Origin of the sequence: Pseudohongiella nitratireducens (assembly GCF_001642735.1) — a bacterium.
GTDB lineage: Bacteria > Pseudomonadota > Gammaproteobacteria > Pseudomonadales > Pseudohongiellaceae > Pseudohongiella > Pseudohongiella nitratireducens.
The window spans coordinates 178,197-199,269 of the sequence record NZ_LWHM01000001.1; the positions used below are offsets into that span (position 1 = coordinate 178,197).

Sequence of the window (21,073 nt, forward strand, 5' to 3'; positions counted from 1 at the left end):
CCCGCTTAAATCGCACTTTGTCTGCGAAAAATCAGCAGCACAAAGATCGGCACACCCACAATGGAGGTCACAATGCCAACCGGTAACAGTACGCCCGGCACCAGTGTTTTACTCAGCACCGATGCCAGCGACATCACCAGGCCACCGGCCAGCGCACTGGCGGGCAGCAGGAACTTATGATCTTCACCCAGCATCAGTCGCGCAATATGCGGCGCCACCAGGCCGACAAAGCCGATGGTCCCCACAAACGCCACGGCGGTGCCTGACAGCAGGCTGATACGCATCAACGCCATGAAGCGCAGCCGAGCGACATTAATACCAAAACTGTGCGCCCGGTCCTCACCCATGCGCAGTACGGTCATCTGATTGGCAGAACGCAGCGAGAACGGCAAGGTCACCAGCATGACGCCCACCAGGGCATATACGCTGGTCCAGGTGGAACGCCCCAGCGACCCCATGCTCCAGAACACCAGTTGCTGCAGTGCCTCCTGTGAAGAGACAAACTGCATGAATGCCACCAGTGCATTGAAAGTAAACACCAACGCAATACCAAACAATACGACGGTGTTGGCACCTGCCGCTTTGCGCCGGGAAATCATCTCCAGCAACAAGACCGAACCGAATGCACAGACAAAAGCATTCAGCGGTACCATCCAGTCACCCGAAACAAAGGGCAGGCTGATCCCCATGATGATGGCCAGCGCGGCACCAAATGAGGCGGCGGAAGACACGCCTAAGGTAAAAGGACTGGCCAGGGGATTATTCAGAATCGTCTGCATTTCAGCGCCAGCAAGCGACAGGCTGGCACCCACCAGAAACGCCATGGCGGCTTGTGGAAGACGCAACTCCCAAACGATGGTGGATTGGGGCACGGACAAAGTCCCGCGACTGAACAGCTCCTGTATCACCTGAATCGCGCTGAGCGAAGAGGGGCCTGTGACCAGGTCAGTAAGGAATGTCAGCACACAGGCAATGGCCAGTCCACTGACCACCAGCGTCTTGCGCAGCATCTGCCGACGATACTGTTCGCGTATCGTCTGGTGTTGAAGCGCTTGTGATGATGATATATTGCTCAAAATTTACTTCCGGATTAACTGCTTTATGAAACTTGTTGATGACTTGCTACAAATGGCGCCGCAAATGACCGCATGGCGTCAGACGCTGCACCGCACTCCCGAACTCGCTTTTGAAGAACACGAGACCGCTCGCTTTGTTACAGAGCAACTGCGCGACGCCGGTCTGGATCCCATCGAAGGCATTGGCGGTACCGGCGTGGTCGCCACCATCGATAGCGGCAAACCCGGACCGACCATTGCGTTGCGAGCCGACATGGACGCATTGCCCATGACAGACGCCAGCAACACGCCTTATGCCTCTACCAGGCCGGGCTGCTCTCATAGCTGCGGACATGACGGTCATACGGCTGCCCTGCTCGGCACTGCTCGTTACCTGGCCTCCAACCCACCCGCCAAAGGCAAGGTCGTGGCCATCTTTCAGCCAGCAGAAGAGAACGGCAAAGGCGCCAGCGCCATGATCAACGATGGCTTACTGAAAAACCACCCTTTCGATGAAGTTTATGCCTTCCACAATATGCCCATGCTCGAACCCGGTGAAGCCGGTGTCCGCATTGGTCCCACGCTGAATGGCTTCATCATCTGGGAGATTGAGGTCAAAGGCGTTGGCGGCCATGGCGCGGCCTTCTTCCAGGCCACTGACCCCGTTCAGGCTGCCGCACGTCTGGCCACCGAAATATCTTCACTGGTAGGACGCTATATCGCCCCTGTCGACACTGCACTTATCACCGTTTGCAAACTGCAAGCCGGCAGCAATCATAACATCATTCCAGACCAGGCCGTACTTGGCGGCACCCTGCGCGCGCTGGACAAAGACGTGCAACAGCGACTGTTCGACAAACTGCAGCAAACCTGTGACGGTATAGCCGCCATGACAGGCTGCGACATCACACTGAACAAGCTGGCCGAGGTACCACCGTGCTTTAACTCGCCCGAGGCCGCACTGGTGGCGCGCCAGGCTTGCGCCGAGGTACTGGGCGGGGAAGATAAAGTTTTCCCGGATGCCGGCCCCTTCCCCTTCACTGATGACTTCGCCTTTATGCTCGAGGCAGCTCCTGGCGCTTATATGTTCCTGGGTCAAAACAGCGCCATGTGCCATAACCCTGAATATGATTTTGACGACAACCTGCTACCGGTCGCGGGCAGCATTTTCGTCAATATCATCGAGCAAAAATTGGGACTGTCAGGTCGATAAGGTCGCTCCGCCATCCACAGTGAGGTTGGCCATGGTGATATGGCCAGCCTCATCGGAAAGCAAAAACACCACGGCATTGGCAATATCTTCGGGTGTTGCCAGTTTACCCAGTGGAATACCATTCTTGTAAGTGTCCAGCGAGCCGCGAATGACATTCGCCGCACCTGTCTCGGCATCTGCCCACATCCCGGTTTGCATGGCTGTCATGGTGGATCCGGGTGCCACAGTATTACAACGCACACCAAACGGTGCCAACTCGAGACCCAGACAGCGCATCAACATATGCGTCGCTGACTTGGAGGCAGCATAAGCCGCCATTGACTGCCGGGGCACCAATGAAGCATTGGAGCCTACGGTGACCAGAGCACCACGTCCGCGAGCCTTCATGCGCTCGCCTAAGGCACGGCTCACATAGAAGACACCATTGGTATTGACATCAAAGACATTGCGCCAGGTCTCATCACTGGTTTCGAGCACCGAATCCGTGCTGAGTATGCCCGCCACATTGGCTCCCAGGTCGATATTGCCCCACTGCGCCTCAACATCATCGATCAACTGATTCACGGCAGCGCTGTCGCGCACATCCAGCACCAGCGTTCGCACCTGGTCTCCGAGCTCCGCCTGCAGCGATGCCAGGCCTACTTCATTAATATCGGTAGCAACCACCCGCACGCCCTCTGCATGCAGGCGTCGAACAACAGCTTCACCGATGCCTGCCGCCGCACCGGTGACCAGTGCAACTTTGCCTGCCAGTCCTCTGTCATGCTCTTGCATCATGCCTCTCCTGTTAATCGGTGGTTTGTTCGACCGCTTTCATTCGTGTCAGTAAAATGTCAGCCACTTGTGCGGATGCTTCCGGGCCCGTCAGTTGACCGTGCAGAAAAGGCACGTTCACGACATCCAGCTGCCTGGCATAATCTTTCCACAAATCAGGATGCAGTTCACTGTCCTGATGATCCAGTGCGGCACAGACATGCAGCAGGTCGGCATCCAGAAACTGGTGGTAATGCCCTCGCACCAGTCGGTTCACATCCAGCACGACCCGGATAACACCGTCCAGTACAACAGGCGGTAATGCGCCCAGCGGACTGCCGCTCTGTCGCAAAAACTCAACAATATGCTCACGTGTTTTCAGCTCTGGGTAATCCTCCGGAATAAAGCCGGCAATGGCCAGCAAGGCGCCCAGCGCCTCTTCGGCTGTCGGTTCTGCTTCTGCCCGCCAGCACTCACTGGGATAAGAGTCGAGCATGGCAATCACGCCAGTAGGCTTGCCCAGCTGTTTTAACCTGACCGCCATCGCCTGGGCAATGATGCCACCCACTGACCAGCCCATGATGTGATAAGGCCCATCCGGGCAGATCGCCAGCATGTGATCAACATAAGTCATGGCCAGGGCATCAATACTTTCTGGCAATGGTTGCCCCTGATCGAGGGATGGCGCCTGCAAACCATAGACAGATCGCTCGTCACTCATCAGCGCTGCCAGTTGGCGATAACACCAGGCAATACCACCGGCAGGGTGCACCACAAAAAGGGGCACATGGTTATCATTGCCCTGAGCAAGACGGATGACAGGCTGCAGACCGTTATCCGTTTCCCGGTGGCCGGCATCTATCAAAGACGCCAGCTCAGCCAGTACCGGATTTTCAAACAAAGCACCCAGCCCCGGGTCCATGCCGAACTGCACCTGAATACGTTGCATCAACTGTACTGCCAGCAAAGAATCACCGCCCAGCGCAAAAAAATCACTCTCGGCACTGATCTCGTCTTCCAGTTTCAACAGCGCTGAAAACAATGCCGCCAGTTTAATCTCAGTCTCACCGATGGGCGCTCTGCCCTGCGGTGAGATCATCTCTGGCTGAGGTAAGGCGCGCCGGTCCAGTTTACCGTTACTGGTCACCGGCAAAGATGGCAGCGTGACCAGCGCCACTGGCACCATATAATCGGGCAGACGGCTTCTGGCAAAGGCCAGTAATTTCGTCTCATCATAACTTTCTGCTGGAACGGGATATGCAACAATCAGTTTCTGACCGGCACTGCCTTCTTGAACCAGGACACCGACCTGCTCGACCAAGCCCGACGCCATCAGCACGGTTTCGATTTCGCCAAGCTCAATCCGCAAGCCACGAATTTTTACCTGATGATCCGAACGGCCCAGGTACTCAACCACACCATCCTCAGCCACACCACCCTCAACCCACCGGGCCAGATCTCCGGTTTTATACATACGCTCACCGCTCACAAAGGGATCCGGTATAAAGCGCTCTTCGGTCAGGTCATCACGTCCCAGGTAGCCTCTGGCCAACTGACGGCCTGCCAGATAGAGTTCACCTGTTACCCCAGCAGGCAGGGCGCGCAACTGTTCATCCAACACATAAAGGCGGGTATTCCAGACCGGCGCACCGATTGGCACCGGCTGACGGCGATCACCGGGCTTTGCCTGCCAGTAACTGACATCAACAGCCGCTTCCGTCGGGCCGTAGAGGTTATGAAGCTCAGCGCTAACCGTCTGATGAAAACGCTCACATAGCCCTTGCGTCAGCTCTTCCCCGCTGCAAAATACACGTTGCACCGCCAGTCCGTGCGCTGAGGGTTCAGCAACAAATACGTTAAGCATGGATGGCACAAAGTGCAGCGTGGAAATATTGAAGCGACGAATCAGTGCGGCAATGTCAGCCGGGTTCTTGTGCGCCTCCGGTGGCGCAACGACAAGTTCAGCCCCGCTGATAAATGGCAGGAAAAACTCCCAAACGGAGACATCAAATGTGGCCGGGGTTTTCTGTAAAACCCGGTCTCTTTCATTGAAAGCGTACTGTGTTCGCATCCACTCCAGTCGATTGACAATAGCGCGGTGCTCAATCATGACACCCTTGGGCTCACCGGTAGAGCCAGAGGTATAAATCACATAGGCCAGGTTCGCCGGATCAACCTCAGGCAAAGAGCCTTGCGATTCATCGGGAGAATGCTGCCACTGCCTAGGTGCCAGTGCTTCCGGCATGCCAGATACGGCTGTCAGACGCGCTCGCTGATCTTCTGCGATTAGTGCCAGGCAGGGTTTTGCTGAACCCACTATCCTGGCAATGCGCTCGTCGGGATGAGCCGGATCAATTGGCAAGTAGGCAGCACCGGCGCGCACAACAGCCAGCAAGGCGATGACCAGTTCGAGAGAGCGAGGCAGGGATACCAGCACCAGTTGATCTTTGCCGGCACCATCTGTTTGCAACTGCTGTTGCAACTGCTGCGCCAGAGCGCGGGTACGCTGCTCCAGTTCGGCATAGCTCAATGTTTGTACTGTGCCACCCACCTCTGCTGCAAACGTCAACGCCGGACGATCAGCGTAACGCGCAAAACAGTTCGCCATCAGCGCTGGCAAACTGACATCAGGAACAGCCTGTTCAGTCTGGTTGACTGACCTGATCCATTTTTGTTGTTCTTCCTGCGTCGCCAGTGGTAATGACGACAGCGGTGCATCGCCAGCCTGCAAGCAGGCTTCAATAAAACTTAACAGACGCCGCTGATGAGCCTGCAAGTCAGCTTCTGAGTACAAATTAGGGTTGGCATCAATCTCGAGCAGCAAGCGGCTCTCACCGTCTCCCCGGAAGGTGAAGGTCATGTCATCCACCGGGCCTGTGCTGAGAATTTCCAACTCAGTTTCCACACCAGACAGCCTGACCGGTTTTTCAAACGGCATGACATTGATCAGCGGGCCATGCAGTCGGCGATGCCCGCCCAGCAGTCCCAGATCACGACGCAATTGCTCACTGCGATAGCGACCGTGACGGCGCGCCCGAAACATATCCCGGGCAACCGTTTTGAAGAATGCATCCGCCCCCTGCTCAGGTAGTGGCTCATGAATGCGCAAAGGCAGGACGTTCATGATCATCGCTGGAACGCGCGCGCTATCGTTACCCATGCGGCCCATGTAAGGCACGCCGACCACAATTTCTTCTTCACCAATAAAACGCTGGCAATATGCCGCCGTTAAAGCAGTCACCAGGTCTGGCCAGGGCAGCCCGGCTGAGTCCGCTCGCTGCCGCAGACTGTTCAGCAAAACTGCTGGCAACAGCTGACTTTGACGATGAAAACGACTGACACTGACGGCTCTGCCATTTGCCAGGCTGACCACTTCCGGCACACCGGCCATGTACTGCTGCCAAAATTCAGCTGCCTTTCCCCGCTGTGAGGACTGACGGTAATTCGCATCATCCGCCACCACACTGGCATAGCTACCCAGCGGGCTGCCTGCCGGTTTCTCTTCAACAAGTTCCCGGTATAACTCACTGACCCGGTTGTTCAGCAAGGTCATGCCATAACCGTCAATCAACAAATGGTGCACACGCCGGTACCAGATATAACGGTCACCACCCAGCACAAACAGTTGTTCAACAGCCAGCGTATCTGCGGTCGGGTCATCAGGGGAATAAGTATAATGGTCAATGGCATTGCGGGCGGCCTGGTCCGGGTCAGAAACCTGGCTCAGGTCGATCAGTTCCAGTTTCACCGGATCAGAGCGGGTGGCCAGTTGTTCGACTTCACCGTTATCCTTTTCCCGAAACTGTAAATGCAGAGCCTCAGCTTCAAGCAGTGTCTGATTGACCGCCTGCTCGAACAGCGCCATATTCAGTGCCCCTTGAATATGCACCAGTTGCCCGGTATTAAACAGCGGGTTCATGGCATCCAGGCGCTGGGCAAACCAGAGCCCTTCCTGCGTTTCAAGTAAGGGGTAAACTTCACTCATAATGAGAACGACCTTATTGGCTCAGGCCCTGGGCATCTTGTGCCAGTTCCCACCAGCCACGCAGCGTCAATCGCTCAGCAATACGGGTAAAGTCCAGCTCCACTCCTTTTTTATCCCAGCGTTCCACCAGTGTCATCACGCGCATCGAATCCAGCCCCAGGTCCATCAGGTTGTCATCCAGTTCGATATTTTCCGGCTCGTCATACACCATTTCGGCAATATCGGCTCGCATGTCTTCCAGTGTCAGCTTGGCTGTCATCTTGATTCTTCCTGTCTAAAGTTTTTACACATCACGTTATGCAAACGCATGATGCGTCAAATAAGTGTTCAATGGCTGTCCAGTGCATTTACGACATCATTGGTCATCAAACTCACCCCACAGCAGCCAGCGACATAGTTCACCGCCTGTTCATGATGTGCCTGGGAATAGGCTGCCACGGCGTCCGCCACTAAAAACGGTTCAATATCATGCTGAAACGCTTCAGCCGCGCTGATCTGACAACCGATCTGAGCATAGACACCAGTGACAATCAGTTGATCCCGTTGTCGGGCCTGCAGCAATGTCAGCAGGTTGCTGCGCTGGAAGGCACTGTAACGGTGTTTGACCAGCACAAAATCATCTTCGCCCGGAGTTAACGCCGGCACAATCGTTTCATGTGCAGCGTCGGCCTTCATGCCTGGCCCCCAGAAATCTGCCTGCAAACCACGATCGCAACGCTGCTGATTGCCACGCTGCGCGGTATAAAAAACCGGTACACCCTTTTTATGGCAGATATCCAACAGCGCCTTGATATTGGCGATCACCGGATTAATGGGAGACTCACCCTGGTTAAATGCGGCCAGAAAATACTGCTGCATATCGTGAATCAACAGGGCAGCACGAGAGCTGTCTGGCTGCCAGTCAACCTTGGCCGCTGGTAGCTGTGACTTCTCCGGCAACGGGTAGTTAGCAATACGAGGCACGCCCATGATAAATCCTTAACTGTTGCTGTTGCTGTTGCTGTTGCGATAAATATTTCAGTACCAACAAGGTGCCACTGTTCAATGCTTTGGCGGCACCTTAATCTTAGCCTGACAACGATTGCAGATGCTTGTCCCGCAACTGTGCACGAAGCTGCTTGCGGCTGATTTTGCCGACCGCCGTGGTTTGCAGAGAGTCTACAAAAACAATCTGATCGGGAATCTTGAAATCAGCAACATGGCGCTCTCGCATCCATTTTTTTAATGCCACCGGGCGCGGTTTCTCACCTTCAGGTACAACAAAGGCACAGCTGCGTTCACCCAGGTATTGATCCGGTATCGACACGACCGCAACATCAAAAACCTGCGGATGCGCAATCAGGTGGTCTTCGATCTCTTCAGCAGAGACTTTTTCACCGGCCCGATTGATATGATCCGTCGCTCGGCCCTGAACGACCAGGTACCCCTCAGGCGTCATCTTCACCAGGTCACCTGTGCGATAAAAACCCTCATCCGTAAAACTGCGCTGATTGGCTTCCTCGGCATTATGGTAACCACGAATTGTATAAGGGCCACGTGTCAGTAATTGACCGACTTCCCCTTCAGAAACCGGCTGATCCTGTTCATCGACAATGCGTATTTCATCCGCATCACTGATGGGCCGCCCCTGTGTACCGATCACCAAATGCTCAGGATCACCGGGCCGGGTGTAGTTCACCAGCCCTTCCGCCATGCCGAAGACTTGCTGCAATTCGCAACCCAGCTCCGACTTTACTCGCGCGGCTGATTCCGGCATGAACTTGGCACCACCGACCTGAACCATTTGCAGGCTCGACAGCGTCGCCTTGCTCCAGCGACCCGACTCTCCGGCTCCAGACCCAGTTTCAGCCCCATTGCCAGTCAGGCCGACAGCTTTCATCCACAACAGCACCAGCGGTGGCACCAGTGCGGTAATGGTGACCTGCTCTTTTTCAATTAACGGGAATGCCACATCCGGGGACGGTGCTGACGCCATGACTACCGTGCCACCGGCATACAGAACACCCAGAAAACCGGGTGAACTCATGGGAAAGTTATGGGCAATGGGTAAGGCGGCCAGGAAAACCGTTTTTTCATTGAGCTGGCAAATCTCGGCACTGGCACGAACGCTATACAGATAGTCATCGTGGGTTCGGGGGATCAGTTTGGACAACCCCGTACTGCCGCCGGATATTTGCATAAAGGCCACATCGGAAGCACTGACTTTGGCTGGCGGCTGCGCTTTGCGCAACACCAGATCCTCACTTGCCGATGGGCCGCCCTGTTTCGCCCAGTCAGCAATGTCGACCGTCACCTGCAAACCAGAGGTCTTATCAGCCAGCAATGCTGCCGCCAGGTCGGCATACTGAAAATTGTCGTGCTTGCCAACGAAAACATAACCCCTTGCTTCCGCCTTGCTGACAAAATGCGCTATCTCAGTCATCCGGTGTGCCGGTAAGGCATATACAGGAACCATGCCGGCTCGAAACAGACCAAAGACCACGCTGATAAACTCGGGCACATTGGGGAGCTGGACGACAACACGATCACCGGGATTCAGGCCGGCTGCCAGAAAAGCGGCTGAGGCCTGTTCAGCGTGTTGCAGCAATTGCTGATAACTCCAGCGACGCTGGCCATCTGTCACGGCTGTGTGTTCAGGCCATGTCTCAGCACTGCGCTGCAGGAACTCCCAAAAGGTTTCCCCTGTCCAGTAACCGGCTTCACGGTAACGCCTTGCCAATGATTCTGGCCACTCTTGTCTCAATGGAATCAACGTCTTGACCTTTCTTTAAGCTAAGGCCTGATAACAGGCCCTGCACAAATTCTAAGCTGGATAATTCGCCAGGCATTATACAGCAAGCTGGCCTTTGCGGCTTTACAGGGAGGGCGCCAGCCCTTGTCAGGATTCATTTAGACAAGGGGTTACCCTGCTCATCGATACCCAGCGCACTGAGCAGGGCGACAAACTTGGCTGAGGTCTCTGCCGCTTCTGCCACCGGGTCTGAATCGGCAACAATACCAGCACCAGCAAACAGACGAATCTGATTGGCACAAACTTCACCACAGCGCAGCGAGAGATACCATTCGCCATCGCCCTGACGGTCTGTCCAACCGACTGCGCCCGCGTAAAAACCACGGTCTACCGGTTCCAGTTTGCGAATCAGCTGCAAAGCTTCATCGGCAGGCGTGCCACCGACAGCGGGCGTGGGGTGCAATGCCACGGCAAGTTCCGGCGAAGAGGTGTCATCATTCTTCAACACACCTTCAATTTCTGTTCCCAGGTGCCACATGGACGCAGTGGACTGGAGCTGCATCATGGCCGGTGCTTTTAACTGACGACAAAAAGGCGCCAGATTATCCAGGATTGATTCAACCACCACCTGGTGTTCACGGCGGTCCTTTTCAGACTTTAATAACGCTTCAGCTGCTGCCTTATCCACAGCAGGGTCAGCGTGACGTTTTGCCGAACCGGCCAAAGGATTTGAACTGACAATGTGCCCATGACGCGACACCAGTAATTCAGGCGTTCCGCCGACCAGCTGCCGTGCCAGCCCGTTGAGGGGCGGCAGACTCGCAATAAATGCGGTCACCGCTTCGTCTTTGGCCAATTGCGAGAGCACCGCATAACTATCCAGCGGTTCAGAGGCTGTTGCCAGCAAGCTGCGAGCCAATACCACTTTACTCAAGGCTTGTTTCGCGCTGCTGGTTGGTAATTGTTGCAGGCTCGCTGCCATTTGCGCCAACGCAGCAGACACCATCGACTGGTATTCCGTTACGCCTGGAGCCCGCTCAACACGCCACTGCCCTGCAACCGGTGGCTGCGGGGTAACGTTAACACGCGCATAAGTCAGCTCTTCAGGCTGAACCAGATAATCCTCAGCCTGGGGATCAAAGGGCAATACGCCCACCAACAGCTCCGGGCCATGATGGTTCGTGGCAAAAAATTGCTGCACACGCTGCACCAGCGTTGCCGATGAACCTGATGGCAACTGGGATCGACAGCCATTGGCCTGAATGGAGCGCCCTGGTGAGCGCAGCAGGAATGCGTGCTGCCCAGACGAAAAAATATTGGCACGGGCGCGCTCTGATTGCACACCCTGGTTACCTGCAGGATTAGTTGTTGAGCCGGCCACCTCGTGGCCGGTCTCTCTCTGCTCTGCTACATCGGAATAACTCATCGACAACGTCTATCCGTCCGGTTAGCTGGTAGGACTATTAATGGTTGGGAATGATGCGATTAACCGTATCGCCATTTTCGTCAACCACTGGCTCGGCATCGGCTGGAGCATTACGGCCCAGACCACGCGCCTTGTTGCTGACATATACGACTTCGGTTTCCCAGTCGATCGCCAGGGATTGTGGCAGCGTACCGGTGGCCAGGTTTGAGACAATCTCATAGCTTTCCGCATCCACTACACTGGTAGTACCCGCACGACGGTTGGTCACATAGATGTGATTCGCATCCGGGTTATACGCTACGGACAGTGCGCCTTCACCCGTTGCAATGGTTTCAATGACGTCACCGTTGCCGGCATTCATGATGGTCAGCGTGCCGCTGCCCTGGTTGGTGACAAACAGACGCTGCCCTTCTGGGTCAACAGCGACATTGATTGTGCTTTCACCACCGGTTGGCCACTGGTTTAATACGTCGCCAGAATCGATATCAACCTGCACCACGTGATTGGCATTCATATCCGTCATGTAAGCCAGGCCCGCGTCGATATCCACATCCAGACCCGTCAACGTGCCAGGAATATCAATCTTCTTGGTGATTTCATGCGCATCACCATCAATCACCCACAAACTGCTGGGGATCGGGTTATCCGTCTCGCGGCGTGATCCGACCACAGAGGCATAAATGGTGTTAGTGTCTTCATCAACAACCAGCTGTCGCACGTGAGCACGATCACCACCGATCATACCTTTCACTTCACCGTTTTCCAGGTCCAGAGCAACGATGTGACCGGTACGAGTCGCCGTTCCATACAGTGTCTGGGTACGGTTATTCACGGCCAGACCATACAATGCAGTTTCACCCACGTCGTACTCGCTTTGCACGGCCAGAGACTCAGGATCAAGCACCAGAATGCGCGCCGCGTTTTCTTCACCGCGACTGCCAGTGGCAGCCACATAGAGCACATCCGCCGCCTGGTTGAACTTGATCTCATACAGGCCAGCGACTGGCATTTTTTCGGTTGCGGTGATTTCCGGGTGTGCCTGGGCAATGGCAGCAGTCAGCAGCATGCTGGCTGCCAGCGTGGTTTGCGCGGCAATCTTGCCGAATTGACGTACAGCTTTCATATCAAACTCCTTGGTTAATAATGAGACTTACTTAATGTAATACCGCATTTCCAACATCTGGTTCGGCGAGACATTTACCTCGGAGGAGTCAAACAAACACCCTCTGGCAACATCTCTTTATCTGGCTGGTTTTGTTAATTCGGCTTGATATCAACCCAGTAAGTGCCGCGGTACGGGACTTGCAAATAACGTGTATTGATCGCTTCGAGTGTTGCCGCCACATCAATATCGGCGAACAGCTCCGGATGAATCCAGGTGGCAAATGCTTCAATGGCAACGACATCCAGGGGCGAGTTGATCAGCTGGTGCGAAAAGCCATGCACCCGACCCTTGCTGACTGATGTCAGAAAAGAAATACCGGTGCGCTCGGACACGCCAACCAGTGACTGACGCGCCTCTGATTCCGAGTAACGCGACCCCAGCACCAGGCCACCGGCACGCTCCAGGTGAGGACCACCCGTGGCGATATAAACATCCGGGTCGCTGGCAATGACATATTCCAGGTTCAACTGACCAAATGCCTGCGAAATCACATCGGCGCCAATATTGTGGCCACCGACAAATTCAATAAAATCGCCCATGTTGCCCCGCCCCGGCGAGTTGCAGCAGTCGCTGCTCATGCCGGCGTGCGGCTCCAGAAACACGGTAGGACGATCCTCTTCACTCAAGCTGGCAACCCTGGTCTGTATCTCATCCAGTCGCGCCCGGCGAAAGGCCAGGAAGGACTCAGCTTCGTCTTCACGATTGGTCATAGTGGCCAGCAACATCAAACTGGTTTCCAGGTTCTCAAAGGGGGCTGTGAAGAAATCAATATAAACAACCGGCACACCACCCATTTCCAGTTGCTGCACTTGCGCCTCACTCGGACCGGCGCCGGAAGAGACCACCATGACATCAGGGGCGGCAGCCAGAATGGATTCCACATTGAAGGCGCCAGCTGAACTGGCGATACGAGGCAGATCATCCAAAGCCGGGTATTTTTCCTGCCAATCGGCATAGACATCTGCCCCGAGACGGTTGGCATCATGCGCCCAGGCAGCCAGGATGCTGACCGGATCTTCATGGATCAGGGATAGCGCAATCAGGAAGCGCCCATCATCAATCGCTATGCGACTGGCTGCGTCCGGCACTTCTACCGTTCGGCCACGCACATCCGTGACAGTCTGAGACGCCAGCGCAACTGATGTGGTCGCCATTAGCGCCGTAGCAACTAACGCCGTAGCCACCACTAAAGGTAAAGCAGAAAGCGCTGAAACTATGAACTGCTGAATAAACCGACCGTAGTGTTTAAAGACAGCAAACCTTTCGTACTGCATAGGTTACAATTCCCAAAAGCACGTATCGTGCAAAACAGGGTGAAAATGATAACGATTCTCCTTTATATTGGCAACTGACTTTTTGTTACAGAGAGTGCGCAATGGTGCAGAAAACCGACAACCTTTCTTCACAATTCCCCGATATCGAAGGAACCGTTGCACAATGCAGCCTGCCTAACGCCATCAGTTTCACGCTCAACCTGGCTTCAACAGCGCTGCGAATCCGTGTCGCACTCCCCCTAAACGAACAGATAGAGACCACGTCAAACAATCCGGCGGCCAACATTCATCGTTACCCGGTGCTCTATTTACTGGACGCCAATGCCAGTTTCGCCAGCGTGGTGGAGACCAACCGCCGCCTGAGCCGCCGCCCCGACGCCACCCGCGTCACCCCTGCGATTATCGTGGGTATCGACGGAGATTCAGGGACGTTATATGACACTGAGTTGCGCAAACAGCTTTATTCACATGTCACCGATCCCGCCACATCATCAGAATCACAGCCCGCACCGTTAGCGGAAATCAATGCTGAGAAGTTTCTGGGGTTTATTAAAACGGAGTTATTCCCGCTGATTCAGCGCCTCTTCCCAGCCGATCCACAGCAGCAATACCTGCTGGGACACTCACTGGCTGGCTATTTCACCACCTGGGTGCTGGCCAATCATCCGGCCACCTTTCAGGGCTACGCCGCGATCAGCCCATCGCTGTGGCAAAACCCGGACACCCTGAACGCCCTGAGCAGCGGGGTATGGCAGCAACAAGTCACAAATGAAGAAAATGCAGAGCCTGCATCTAAAAAGGAAGTCTCGGGGAAATCGCCACGGTTATTCCTTGCCGTGGGTGAATGGGAAGAGTCCCTGGCACCCTGGCAGCATGGCCACCCCAAGGCAGATGAGATTGCCCAACGACGCCAGGCGCGCGGCATGGTCTCTAACGTACTGGCCCTGGGTGAGGCATTAAGCACCCAACTGGGTGAAGAGCAGGTACAGTATGCGGTGTACCCGGGAGAGGACCATGCTTCTGTGTTCGGCACAACCCTGGGCCGGGCCATGCGTCACTTGCTGATCCCGGACATAACACCCGTAAAAACACCTAAAAAGTGAAAAATTACGCCCGAATCCGTTGACAAGCGCCCCTCATATGGGCAAAATGCGCGCTCTGTTTTGCTCCATCCCTAAATGCCCAGGTGGTGGAATTGGTAGACACGCTAGCTTCAGGTGCTAGTGCTCGCAAGGGCGTGGAGGTTCAAGTCCTCTCCTGGGCACCATTTAGTCATCCCGCATCGTCCGACAAAGTCTTTTTTACCCTATAAATTCAGCACTTTACGCCACATTTGCGTCCAGCAGCATCCTATACTGTTTGGTAACAACCACGTAATTTAGTAACATCCATAGTAACAACGGCGAACCTGGGCACGACCTGTTGTTGCTTTTTTATGGGATGTGGCAATTATGGCGAGAGGATACGAACGTCTTTCGGATGTCGAAGTCCGTCAGGCGAAAGCAAAAGACAAAGAATACAATCTGGCCGATGGCAGAAACCTGTATTTACGGGTGAGAACCACTGGCAGCAAGGTCTGGATTCTTAACTACTACCGACCTGGCACCAAGAAACGCGCAAATGTTGGCTTGGGTGCATACCCTGATGTTTCCCTCAAAGATGCGCGCAAACGCGCCAAAGAGCTTCGTACAGCCCTTGCTGACGGTATTGACCCCAAAGAGCACCGTGAAGATAAGCAGCGGGCCATTGCCGAGAAAAATACCAACACCTTTGAGCACATCGCCCGAAAATGGCTGGCACTGAAAGAAGGCAAGGTATCTCCTGCCTACTACGGCAAAATCAGTAGTCGCCTCGAGCTGTACATCTTCCCCAAAATGGGCGCTACGCCAATCCATAAGGTTAACGCGGTCACTACCATTGAGATCATTCAGCCCCTGGCTGACGATGAAAAGCTGGAGACCGTCAAAAAGGTTTGCCGCTGGATCAATGAAATCATGGTATATGCCGTAAACACCGGCGTCATACATGCCAACCCGCTAGCTGGTATCGGCAAAGCATTCAATGCTCCCAAAGTCACCAACCTGCCAACACTGAGACCCGAAGAGCTGCCGTCGCTCATGCATGCCATACAGCACTCTACTACCAAACTGGTGACTCGCTGCCTGATTGAATGGCAACTTCACACCATGGTCCGCCCTGGTGAAGCTGCTGCCGCTAAATGGAGTGAAATCGACTTCGAAAAAGCGGAATGGACCATACCGGCAGCGCGCATGAAAAAGAACCGGGACCATATCGTTCCGTTAAGTGTCCAGGCAATTCAGTTGCTAGAGGTATTGCGACCGGTGTCAGGCCATAGAGAGTTTATATTCCCCTCTGACCACAATCCCAGGAAACCAGCTAACTCACAGTCAGCAAACCGTGCCTTGGGCCGCATGGGATTCCATGGACGATTGGTGTCTCATGGTCTGCGGGCATTGGCCAGCACGACACTCAACGAACAGGGTTTTGATCCGGATGTGATTGAGGCTGCTCTGGCTCACGTGGATAAAAACTCCATTCGTGCGGCTTATAACCGGGCTCAGTACTTGGAAAGGCGGCGGAAGATGATGGATTGGTGGTCGAACCATATTGCGCTTTGCGCGTCTGGACAGATGCCGAAATATGAAGGTAACACCCACCTAAAGGTAGTCAATTAAGGTTGCCCGTACGCAAGGAATTTAGTCGATGACAGTGAACAATATCCTTGCAGTACGCAGCATATCTAGCCCCGTTTTCTATACTAAATTCGAGGTTATATTCTTACGATATTTCCATGCCGTACAGACCGCCATAAAATCTGGCTCAGCACTCACAAATACCCTTCCCTCAACCTTATCTAAACCTTATCTAAACCTTATCTAAACCTTATCTAAAACTTATCTTTTACCCTTTGCTGAACCTTTACTAATTTCACAGTTTACTCTTGACTAAAACCCAGCACACAGAAGGCCTATGTTACTGAATTTGCTATTATTTTATAAATACCATTCAGACCTTCCCAGATTTCAGCCTCTTTTAGCTTTTAAACGACTGAATGAGTAATCATTTGTAGAAGGAGAACGTCCTGTTTTCGACCTGATTTTGGCCATGTAGCTCAAATGATAAAATGCCTCACTCATGCCCTTACGCTCATCACGACGAACCATGTGAGATTTCATGAAACTTGGCCATGGATACCCCCGCGCTTTCATGATTTCAACAACCAGACTTTGTACCCCACGAAACCAACGAACTTTATTCCCATCCAAAAAAATCACAACGTGATAATGCTGAACACCTGATTGTCCTGTCTCACGAACCCAGCCCCCCGAAACTCTTGATAACCCATAGCGTCGAGAGAGTCGTTTTTTAAAAACCCTCATCAAGTCTGATATCCCAGAGTTTTTCTGCTCATACACATGGCAATGAACAACAAATTGGACGACATACACTTTGCAATGAAAGCTAAGCATAGATGCCAAATTAGACTGAATCGCACGCAATATTTCGACAAAGCATCCCTGCCCTTTCGATTTATTCGTATTGATCCTGTAGTTTTCACCATTGAGCTCGATTTCGCTATCCATGATGACGCGCTTCATGCTCAGGGTACTGACCAGGTACTTCCATGTATCTAATCAAGTAAACTTTCTTAAAGATAATATTAAAAACCGAGTTGAAATGCGCTAAGCCTCTGGACTGCTCGCCGCGCCTTGCTTGACTATGCACCGTCCCAATGGAACAAAAACAGGGGTAGAATTTCGTTGTGGTCCGAATCAGAGCTTGGAAGTCAGGTAAAGCTAAAATATTTGAACTATCCATCTCCTTGCCCTCTTGAACGCTCAGCATCTGTTAAAAAAACATCAGATCGCTCAGTTTTTTCGGATTGACGGGACGTGAGATTAGTACTCCGAGCTTTGGTAGCACCTGGCCTCACATTGAACAAGGGGCATGAAAAAGAACGGCAATTTGACACTTGTTTACGCCAAGAGCCATAACCTGCGCTTTTGTCGTAGATACAAGCTTTACAGAAGGCATTGACTGCTGGTCGTAACCGAAGGGCTGGGGGCGATAAACGATTCATAGCTCACCTCCAGTTTGGTTTTTCGCACGACTGCACTCAATTCGTTCTTTAATCCAATCTTGAACCTCACCCTCAATCCATCCTACTGCCCGACCTCCCAAACTTATCGGTTTCGGGAATTCTCCTTCAGCAACTCGAAGGTAGATCGTGCTTCGAGATAAACCAGTCAAAGCTTTAACACTTGGAAGTCTAAGTATTGATTTAGCCATGTTAGCGCCTCCTTTGGCGTTATTGAACATGGCCGGATAATGCCGAAATAATCATAACTATTGACCGAAATCGGATTTCGACTTTCCGATTTCGGTTTATCTGCTTCTACTTTCAAGCGCTGAATCTATTTGTTTGAGAACACGATTAATCGTGTCGTCAGATACAGGAGAGCCAAGTTCTTCAGTCATTTTTTGAATAGCGGATGAAATACCTCGCTGTTTATAGTTAATCTTTGCCTCACTGCAAAGTGCGGCTATTAAAATCAGCAATGTATTTCGCTCTTTGCTACCAAGGCTTGTTTTTCTATCAGTTTTCAATCTGTTTTTTTGGATGTTTTCTTTTGCCTGACTTTCAGATTGAATAAGCGAATCCAAATGAGCACGTTTAAAAAGCAGTAGATTAGGGAACTCCTTCATCAACTTCCCCCATTTCAGCAGTTCGAAATCGAGTCTATACTCAGGGCTCCAATTTCCATCCCAACGTATATAAACAGGTACATTCTGACTACTTTCGAAACTCTCGTCATTCATCCAAGAAAAGATCCAAACGGGCTCATCTTCACCATACCCCCTTTGCATTACACTTCTGGAAATCGGCTCAGCAAAAAGCTGTCTCAAAAGCTTGCCGTTAACATGATGAGATGAATTCTCGTCAATAGATTCTACGTTGAAAAGCTTATGCGGGTAAGAAGTCGCCTCTTCCAATCTCAACACATAGACTGCTGGGTCTTTAAAATCCAAATTCATCTCAAACTGTAATGCCGTATACGCTTTGATCAAGGCAGGCAAAGAGACTTCGATATCGGATAACTTCAAATAAGAAATTGCTTCCTTGGCGTTCAGCCAATCATGTAAATGCAGGAAATGCGACATAATGATATATATCTACAAATTGTAATGAATATTTTCACGTTCAATGATTGTTTGCCGTATAACTTTGTAAGCAGGCCATGAGCACTGCCTATTGTCATCAAAGACGACAAATCAACTTCTTTAATTAAATCACTGTATTTTATAGCGGGTCATTTTGAATAGATTTGTCGTTGATAAGTTCAGTCACAGCCTTAACTTTTAAATATATCGATTTTGGTTTCTAAACACTTTCTCAAAGCCAGATCGTTAACGCCAATAGCAAACCAATTATCAGGTTTTTGATAATAGTCGAGTCCCCGTCCAATCTTGATAACCCAACCGTTATCAACGCGAATTTCTCGATCATGCATGTGATCGTTCACTTTTACTTCTAGCTCAACATCAATCTCTATCAGGCTTTGCTTCAGCTCGCTCAGTCGCTCAGAAAGCTGCTTCACATCGGTCTCTTCATCATAGCTGGTGGTGAGCACAATTTTTCTGACGGAGGGTGCTTTTAAAACAGCCTCACAGAAGCGAACAAAATTCTGAACCTGATGAGTCGCGCGAATATAGGGGTCCTCGACTTCAACCTTTTTGGCCCCCAATAGATACGGCCCTATCAGGCTTTCATAGCTGTACCCTGTATCACCGTAGTGAATTGTGAAATGTTGCTCCTGCGGCTCCTTAGGCTCGACCACAGCGTCGGCATGAACTACAGGCACCTCTGCCTCCGATTTGTCAAGGGCAGGCTTAGTTGGTTCCGATGCCTTTGCTTGCCGAGCGTTTTTTTCTGACTTAAACTCTTCAAACTCACCAGCATGGATATTTTTCCTAGAAGGTTCCTGTGTTGCAGAGGCAGTCTGCGACTCCGGGCAGTAAACTACCTTCTCTTGGCCGTCGGAGGAAATATATGACAGATTGATCAATGCAAATTCATCGTCTGTCTTGCGCTTATTCATTTGCTCCTTCACACGACGCCGACATTCGACTGCGTAAGATACGTATTCTTCAAACTCATCGTCAGAGGGCGAAGATGATGGATGCAAAATTTTCAGTAGCCCAGAAACCGTCTTTTTGATCCCCTTCTCATCGCGCCCCTCGACTTCCTTGCCCAACCGGATGCGCTTACTCACCTCTTCATAGCGGTTCGTATGCTTGAGTTGATAGTGGAAGGCTTCCGCTAGGTAGTCTGTGATAAACCCGTAGTTATTGGTTAGGAAGTCACTGCTGTTCTTTGGCATTTCCCAGCCAGGCAAGTAACAGGCAAAGCGGTCCATTACCGCCAAATCGAATTCCTTGGGCAGGGGCTGGAATAGGTCGTAGACCTCCGAGTTCACCACCTGCTGAACCGAAAGGTCCAAGTTGCCTACAAACGCCATTGAGGCATCTGCAATCACTTCCACACCACGGGAGAATCGACCATTCGCCATGAAATCCTTCATGATCTGAATGGTGTCTGGGTCTTTGACTTTAATACCACCCACTTCATCGAACGCAACGGTATCCCAGAAACCAACAAGGCCTATCTTCTTGCGCTGGTTGTTATAGAACAACGTGGCTTTAGTTGCCTGACCACCACTGATTAACGTGGAATACGGGGAGAATTCACTAAAGAAATATGACTTACCGGTGCCCCGCGGCCCCAGCTCGATAAAATTGAAGTTAGGCTCCACCAATGGCAACAAACGAGCCATAAAGTGCATCTTCAACCGCTGAGACAACCTGGTCGGCTCAAGACCGACGGACCGGAGAATCACATCCATCCAGTCATTACGGCTGAACTCTTCCCTGCCCTCGCAGTACTGCTCAAAGCTGAAGCGGCTCAGCTGGATGGGGCGAAGGTCTTCGATATAAAAGGCGTAGTCATCTTCCTCGATTTCGTTATAGGCGATGGTCACTTCGCACCAAAGCCCACCCTGCAGCAATCGATCATTGTCCCGGTAAAACTTTTCAGCAATCGCCACCCGCCGAGAGTCAAAGTTCTCCAGCGCAGCCCAGTGCCTGCGGTCCTTCTCAACGTAATTGACGTGCACCTTGTCGATAAACCGGTGTTTGCCCTTGGTTGCAACCACTGATTGGGCCCGGTTAGCCTCATTGGGCCGCACATAGTTGTCGTTAAGAGTATCCAGAACCGCCTCAAGCCCAGCCTGGATCTCGGCTTCCTCATCACTGGCGCAATAGCGGGCAAGCAGAAACTCCAGAACAAACGTAGGCACGTTAGTGCCCTTCTTGATCCGGTGCAGCAGATCCTTCCGAACTACTTTGCCATCAAAGATTGGCGTTACTTTCTGATCAAGTTCATCCATAC

General features: G+C 52.4%; 16 protein-coding genes and 1 tRNA gene. 4 read left to right on the top strand and 13 right to left on the bottom strand.

Going from position 1 to position 21,073, the window contains the following annotated elements:
* Positions 1-5: 5 nt before the first annotated feature.
* Positions 6-1,010, bottom strand: a complete 1,005-nt coding sequence (locus PSCS_RS00790; RefSeq protein ID WP_082866692.1) for a FecCD family ABC transporter permease — start codon at positions 1,008-1,010, stop codon at positions 6-8.
* 91 nt (positions 1,011-1,101) lie between these two features.
* On the opposite strand from PSCS_RS00790, the gene PSCS_RS00795 reads away from it, so the two are divergent.
* Positions 1,102-2,268 (top strand): M20 metallopeptidase family protein, encoded by a 1,167-nt coding sequence (locus tag PSCS_RS00795; protein ID WP_068809883.1) that lies wholly within the window; start codon positions 1,102-1,104, stop codon positions 2,266-2,268.
* On the opposite strand, the gene PSCS_RS00800 is transcribed toward PSCS_RS00795, so the two are convergent.
* The 8 genes from PSCS_RS00800 to PSCS_RS00835 form a co-directional block, all read right to left on the bottom strand.
* On the bottom strand, positions 2,257-3,045 hold the full coding sequence (locus PSCS_RS00800; RefSeq protein WP_229694594.1) for a 2,3-dihydro-2,3-dihydroxybenzoate dehydrogenase: 789 nt from the start codon (positions 3,043-3,045) through the stop codon (positions 2,257-2,259). The two genes, PSCS_RS00795 and PSCS_RS00800, sit on opposite strands and share 12 nt — an antisense overlap.
* Before the next feature lie 10 nt (positions 3,046-3,055).
* Entirely contained in the window at positions 3,056-7,006 is a 3,951-nt protein-coding gene (locus PSCS_RS00805) for a non-ribosomal peptide synthetase (protein ID WP_068809885.1), read from the bottom strand.
* 13 nt (positions 7,007-7,019) lie between these two features.
* A complete protein-coding gene (locus PSCS_RS00810; protein ID WP_068809886.1) occupies positions 7,020-7,265 on the bottom strand; it encodes a phosphopantetheine-binding protein in 246 nt (81 codons plus the stop codon).
* Positions 7,266-7,333: 68 nt separating this feature from the next.
* The gene (locus PSCS_RS00815; RefSeq protein ID WP_068809887.1) at positions 7,334-7,975 is read right to left on the bottom strand and encodes an isochorismatase family protein; all 642 of its coding nucleotides are present in this window, start codon (positions 7,973-7,975) and stop codon (positions 7,334-7,336) included.
* A gap of 97 nt (positions 7,976-8,072) precedes the next feature.
* On the bottom strand, positions 8,073-9,725 hold the full coding sequence (locus tag PSCS_RS00820; protein ID WP_317621768.1) for a (2,3-dihydroxybenzoyl)adenylate synthase: 1,653 nt from the start codon (positions 9,723-9,725) through the stop codon (positions 8,073-8,075).
* A 166-nt stretch (positions 9,726-9,891) separates the two neighbouring features.
* Positions 9,892-11,163, bottom strand: coding sequence for an isochorismate synthase (locus PSCS_RS00825; protein WP_082866691.1), 1,272 nt, complete (start codon positions 11,161-11,163; stop codon positions 9,892-9,894).
* A 37-nt stretch (positions 11,164-11,200) separates the two neighbouring features.
* Entirely contained in the window at positions 11,201-12,286 is a 1,086-nt protein-coding gene (locus PSCS_RS00830; RefSeq protein ID WP_068809889.1) for an SMP-30/gluconolactonase/LRE family protein, read from the bottom strand.
* Between the two features lie 134 nt (positions 12,287-12,420).
* Complete coding sequence (locus PSCS_RS00835) at positions 12,421-13,602, bottom strand: ABC transporter substrate-binding protein (RefSeq protein WP_082866690.1); 1,182 nt, start codon at positions 13,600-13,602, stop codon at positions 12,421-12,423.
* A 101-nt stretch (positions 13,603-13,703) separates the two neighbouring features.
* On the opposite strand from PSCS_RS00835, the gene PSCS_RS00840 reads away from it, so the two are divergent.
* The 3 genes from PSCS_RS00840 (at position 13,704) to PSCS_RS00850 (ending at position 16,298) form a co-directional block, all read left to right on the top strand.
* Positions 13,704-14,705 (top strand): alpha/beta hydrolase, encoded by a 1,002-nt coding sequence (locus PSCS_RS00840; RefSeq protein WP_068809890.1) that lies wholly within the window; start codon positions 13,704-13,706, stop codon positions 14,703-14,705.
* A 77-nt stretch (positions 14,706-14,782) separates the two neighbouring features.
* Positions 14,783-14,869: transfer RNA gene (locus PSCS_RS00845), tRNA-Leu, on the top strand.
* Positions 14,870-15,053: 184 nt separating this feature from the next.
* Positions 15,054-16,298, top strand: a complete 1,245-nt coding sequence (locus tag PSCS_RS00850; protein ID WP_068809891.1) for an integrase domain-containing protein — start codon at positions 15,054-15,056, stop codon at positions 16,296-16,298.
* Between the two features lie 348 nt (positions 16,299-16,646).
* On the opposite strand, the gene PSCS_RS15415 is transcribed toward PSCS_RS00850, so the two are convergent.
* The 4 genes from PSCS_RS15415 to brxL all read right to left on the bottom strand — a co-directional run bounded on the left by PSCS_RS15415 (position 16,647) and on the right by brxL (position 21,071).
* Complete coding sequence (locus PSCS_RS15415) at positions 16,647-17,207, bottom strand: YagK/YfjJ domain-containing protein (protein ID WP_157885578.1); 561 nt, start codon at positions 17,205-17,207, stop codon at positions 16,647-16,649.
* A 493-nt stretch (positions 17,208-17,700) separates the two neighbouring features.
* Positions 17,701-17,913 (bottom strand): helix-turn-helix transcriptional regulator, encoded by a 213-nt coding sequence (locus PSCS_RS15420; RefSeq protein ID WP_082866689.1) that lies wholly within the window; start codon positions 17,911-17,913, stop codon positions 17,701-17,703.
* A 96-nt stretch (positions 17,914-18,009) separates the two neighbouring features.
* Entirely contained in the window at positions 18,010-18,786 is a 777-nt protein-coding gene (locus PSCS_RS00865) for a hypothetical protein (RefSeq protein WP_068809894.1), read from the bottom strand.
* Positions 18,787-18,977: 191 nt separating this feature from the next.
* Positions 18,978-21,071, bottom strand: a complete 2,094-nt coding sequence (gene brxL / locus PSCS_RS00870) for a BREX system Lon protease-like protein BrxL (RefSeq protein WP_068809895.1) — start codon at positions 21,069-21,071, stop codon at positions 18,978-18,980.
* Positions 21,072-21,073 lie beyond the last annotated feature (2 nt).

Bases quoted from the DNA above. Each gene is read 5' to 3' on its own strand.
- PSCS_RS00790 (WP_082866692.1), bottom strand. From the start codon at position 1,010: ATGCTGCGCAAGACGCTGGTGGTCAGTGGACTGGCCATTGCCTGTGTG.
- PSCS_RS00795 (WP_068809883.1), top strand. From the start codon at position 1,102: ATGAAACTTGTTGATGACTTGCTACAAATGGCGCCGCAAATGACCGCA.
- PSCS_RS00800 (WP_229694594.1), bottom strand. From the start codon at position 3,045: ATGATGCAAGAGCATGACAGAGGACTGGCAGGCAAAGTTGCACTGGTC.
- PSCS_RS00805 (WP_068809885.1), bottom strand. From the start codon at position 7,006: ATGAGTGAAGTTTACCCCTTACTTGAAACGCAGGAAGGGCTCTGGTTT.
- PSCS_RS00810 (WP_068809886.1), bottom strand. From the start codon at position 7,265: ATGACAGCCAAGCTGACACTGGAAGACATGCGAGCCGATATTGCCGAA.
- PSCS_RS00815 (WP_068809887.1), bottom strand. From the start codon at position 7,975: ATGGGCGTGCCTCGTATTGCTAACTACCCGTTGCCGGAGAAGTCACAG.
- PSCS_RS00825 (WP_082866691.1), bottom strand. From the start codon at position 11,163: ATGAGTTATTCCGATGTAGCAGAGCAGAGAGAGACCGGCCACGAGGTG.
- PSCS_RS00830 (WP_068809889.1), bottom strand. From the start codon at position 12,286: ATGAAAGCTGTACGTCAATTCGGCAAGATTGCCGCGCAAACCACGCTG.
- PSCS_RS00835 (WP_082866690.1), bottom strand. From the start codon at position 13,602: ATGCAGTACGAAAGGTTTGCTGTCTTTAAACACTACGGTCGGTTTATT.
- PSCS_RS00840 (WP_068809890.1), top strand. From the start codon at position 13,704: ATGGTGCAGAAAACCGACAACCTTTCTTCACAATTCCCCGATATCGAA.
- PSCS_RS00850 (WP_068809891.1), top strand. From the start codon at position 15,054: ATGGCGAGAGGATACGAACGTCTTTCGGATGTCGAAGTCCGTCAGGCG.
- PSCS_RS15415 (WP_157885578.1), bottom strand. From the start codon at position 17,207: ATGGATAGCGAAATCGAGCTCAATGGTGAAAACTACAGGATCAATACG.
- PSCS_RS15420 (WP_082866689.1), bottom strand. From the start codon at position 17,913: ATGGCTAAATCAATACTTAGACTTCCAAGTGTTAAAGCTTTGACTGGT.
- PSCS_RS00865 (WP_068809894.1), bottom strand. From the start codon at position 18,786: ATGTCGCATTTCCTGCATTTACATGATTGGCTGAACGCCAAGGAAGCA.
- brxL (WP_068809895.1), bottom strand. From the start codon at position 21,071: ATGGATGAACTTGATCAGAAAGTAACGCCAATCTTTGATGGCAAAGTA.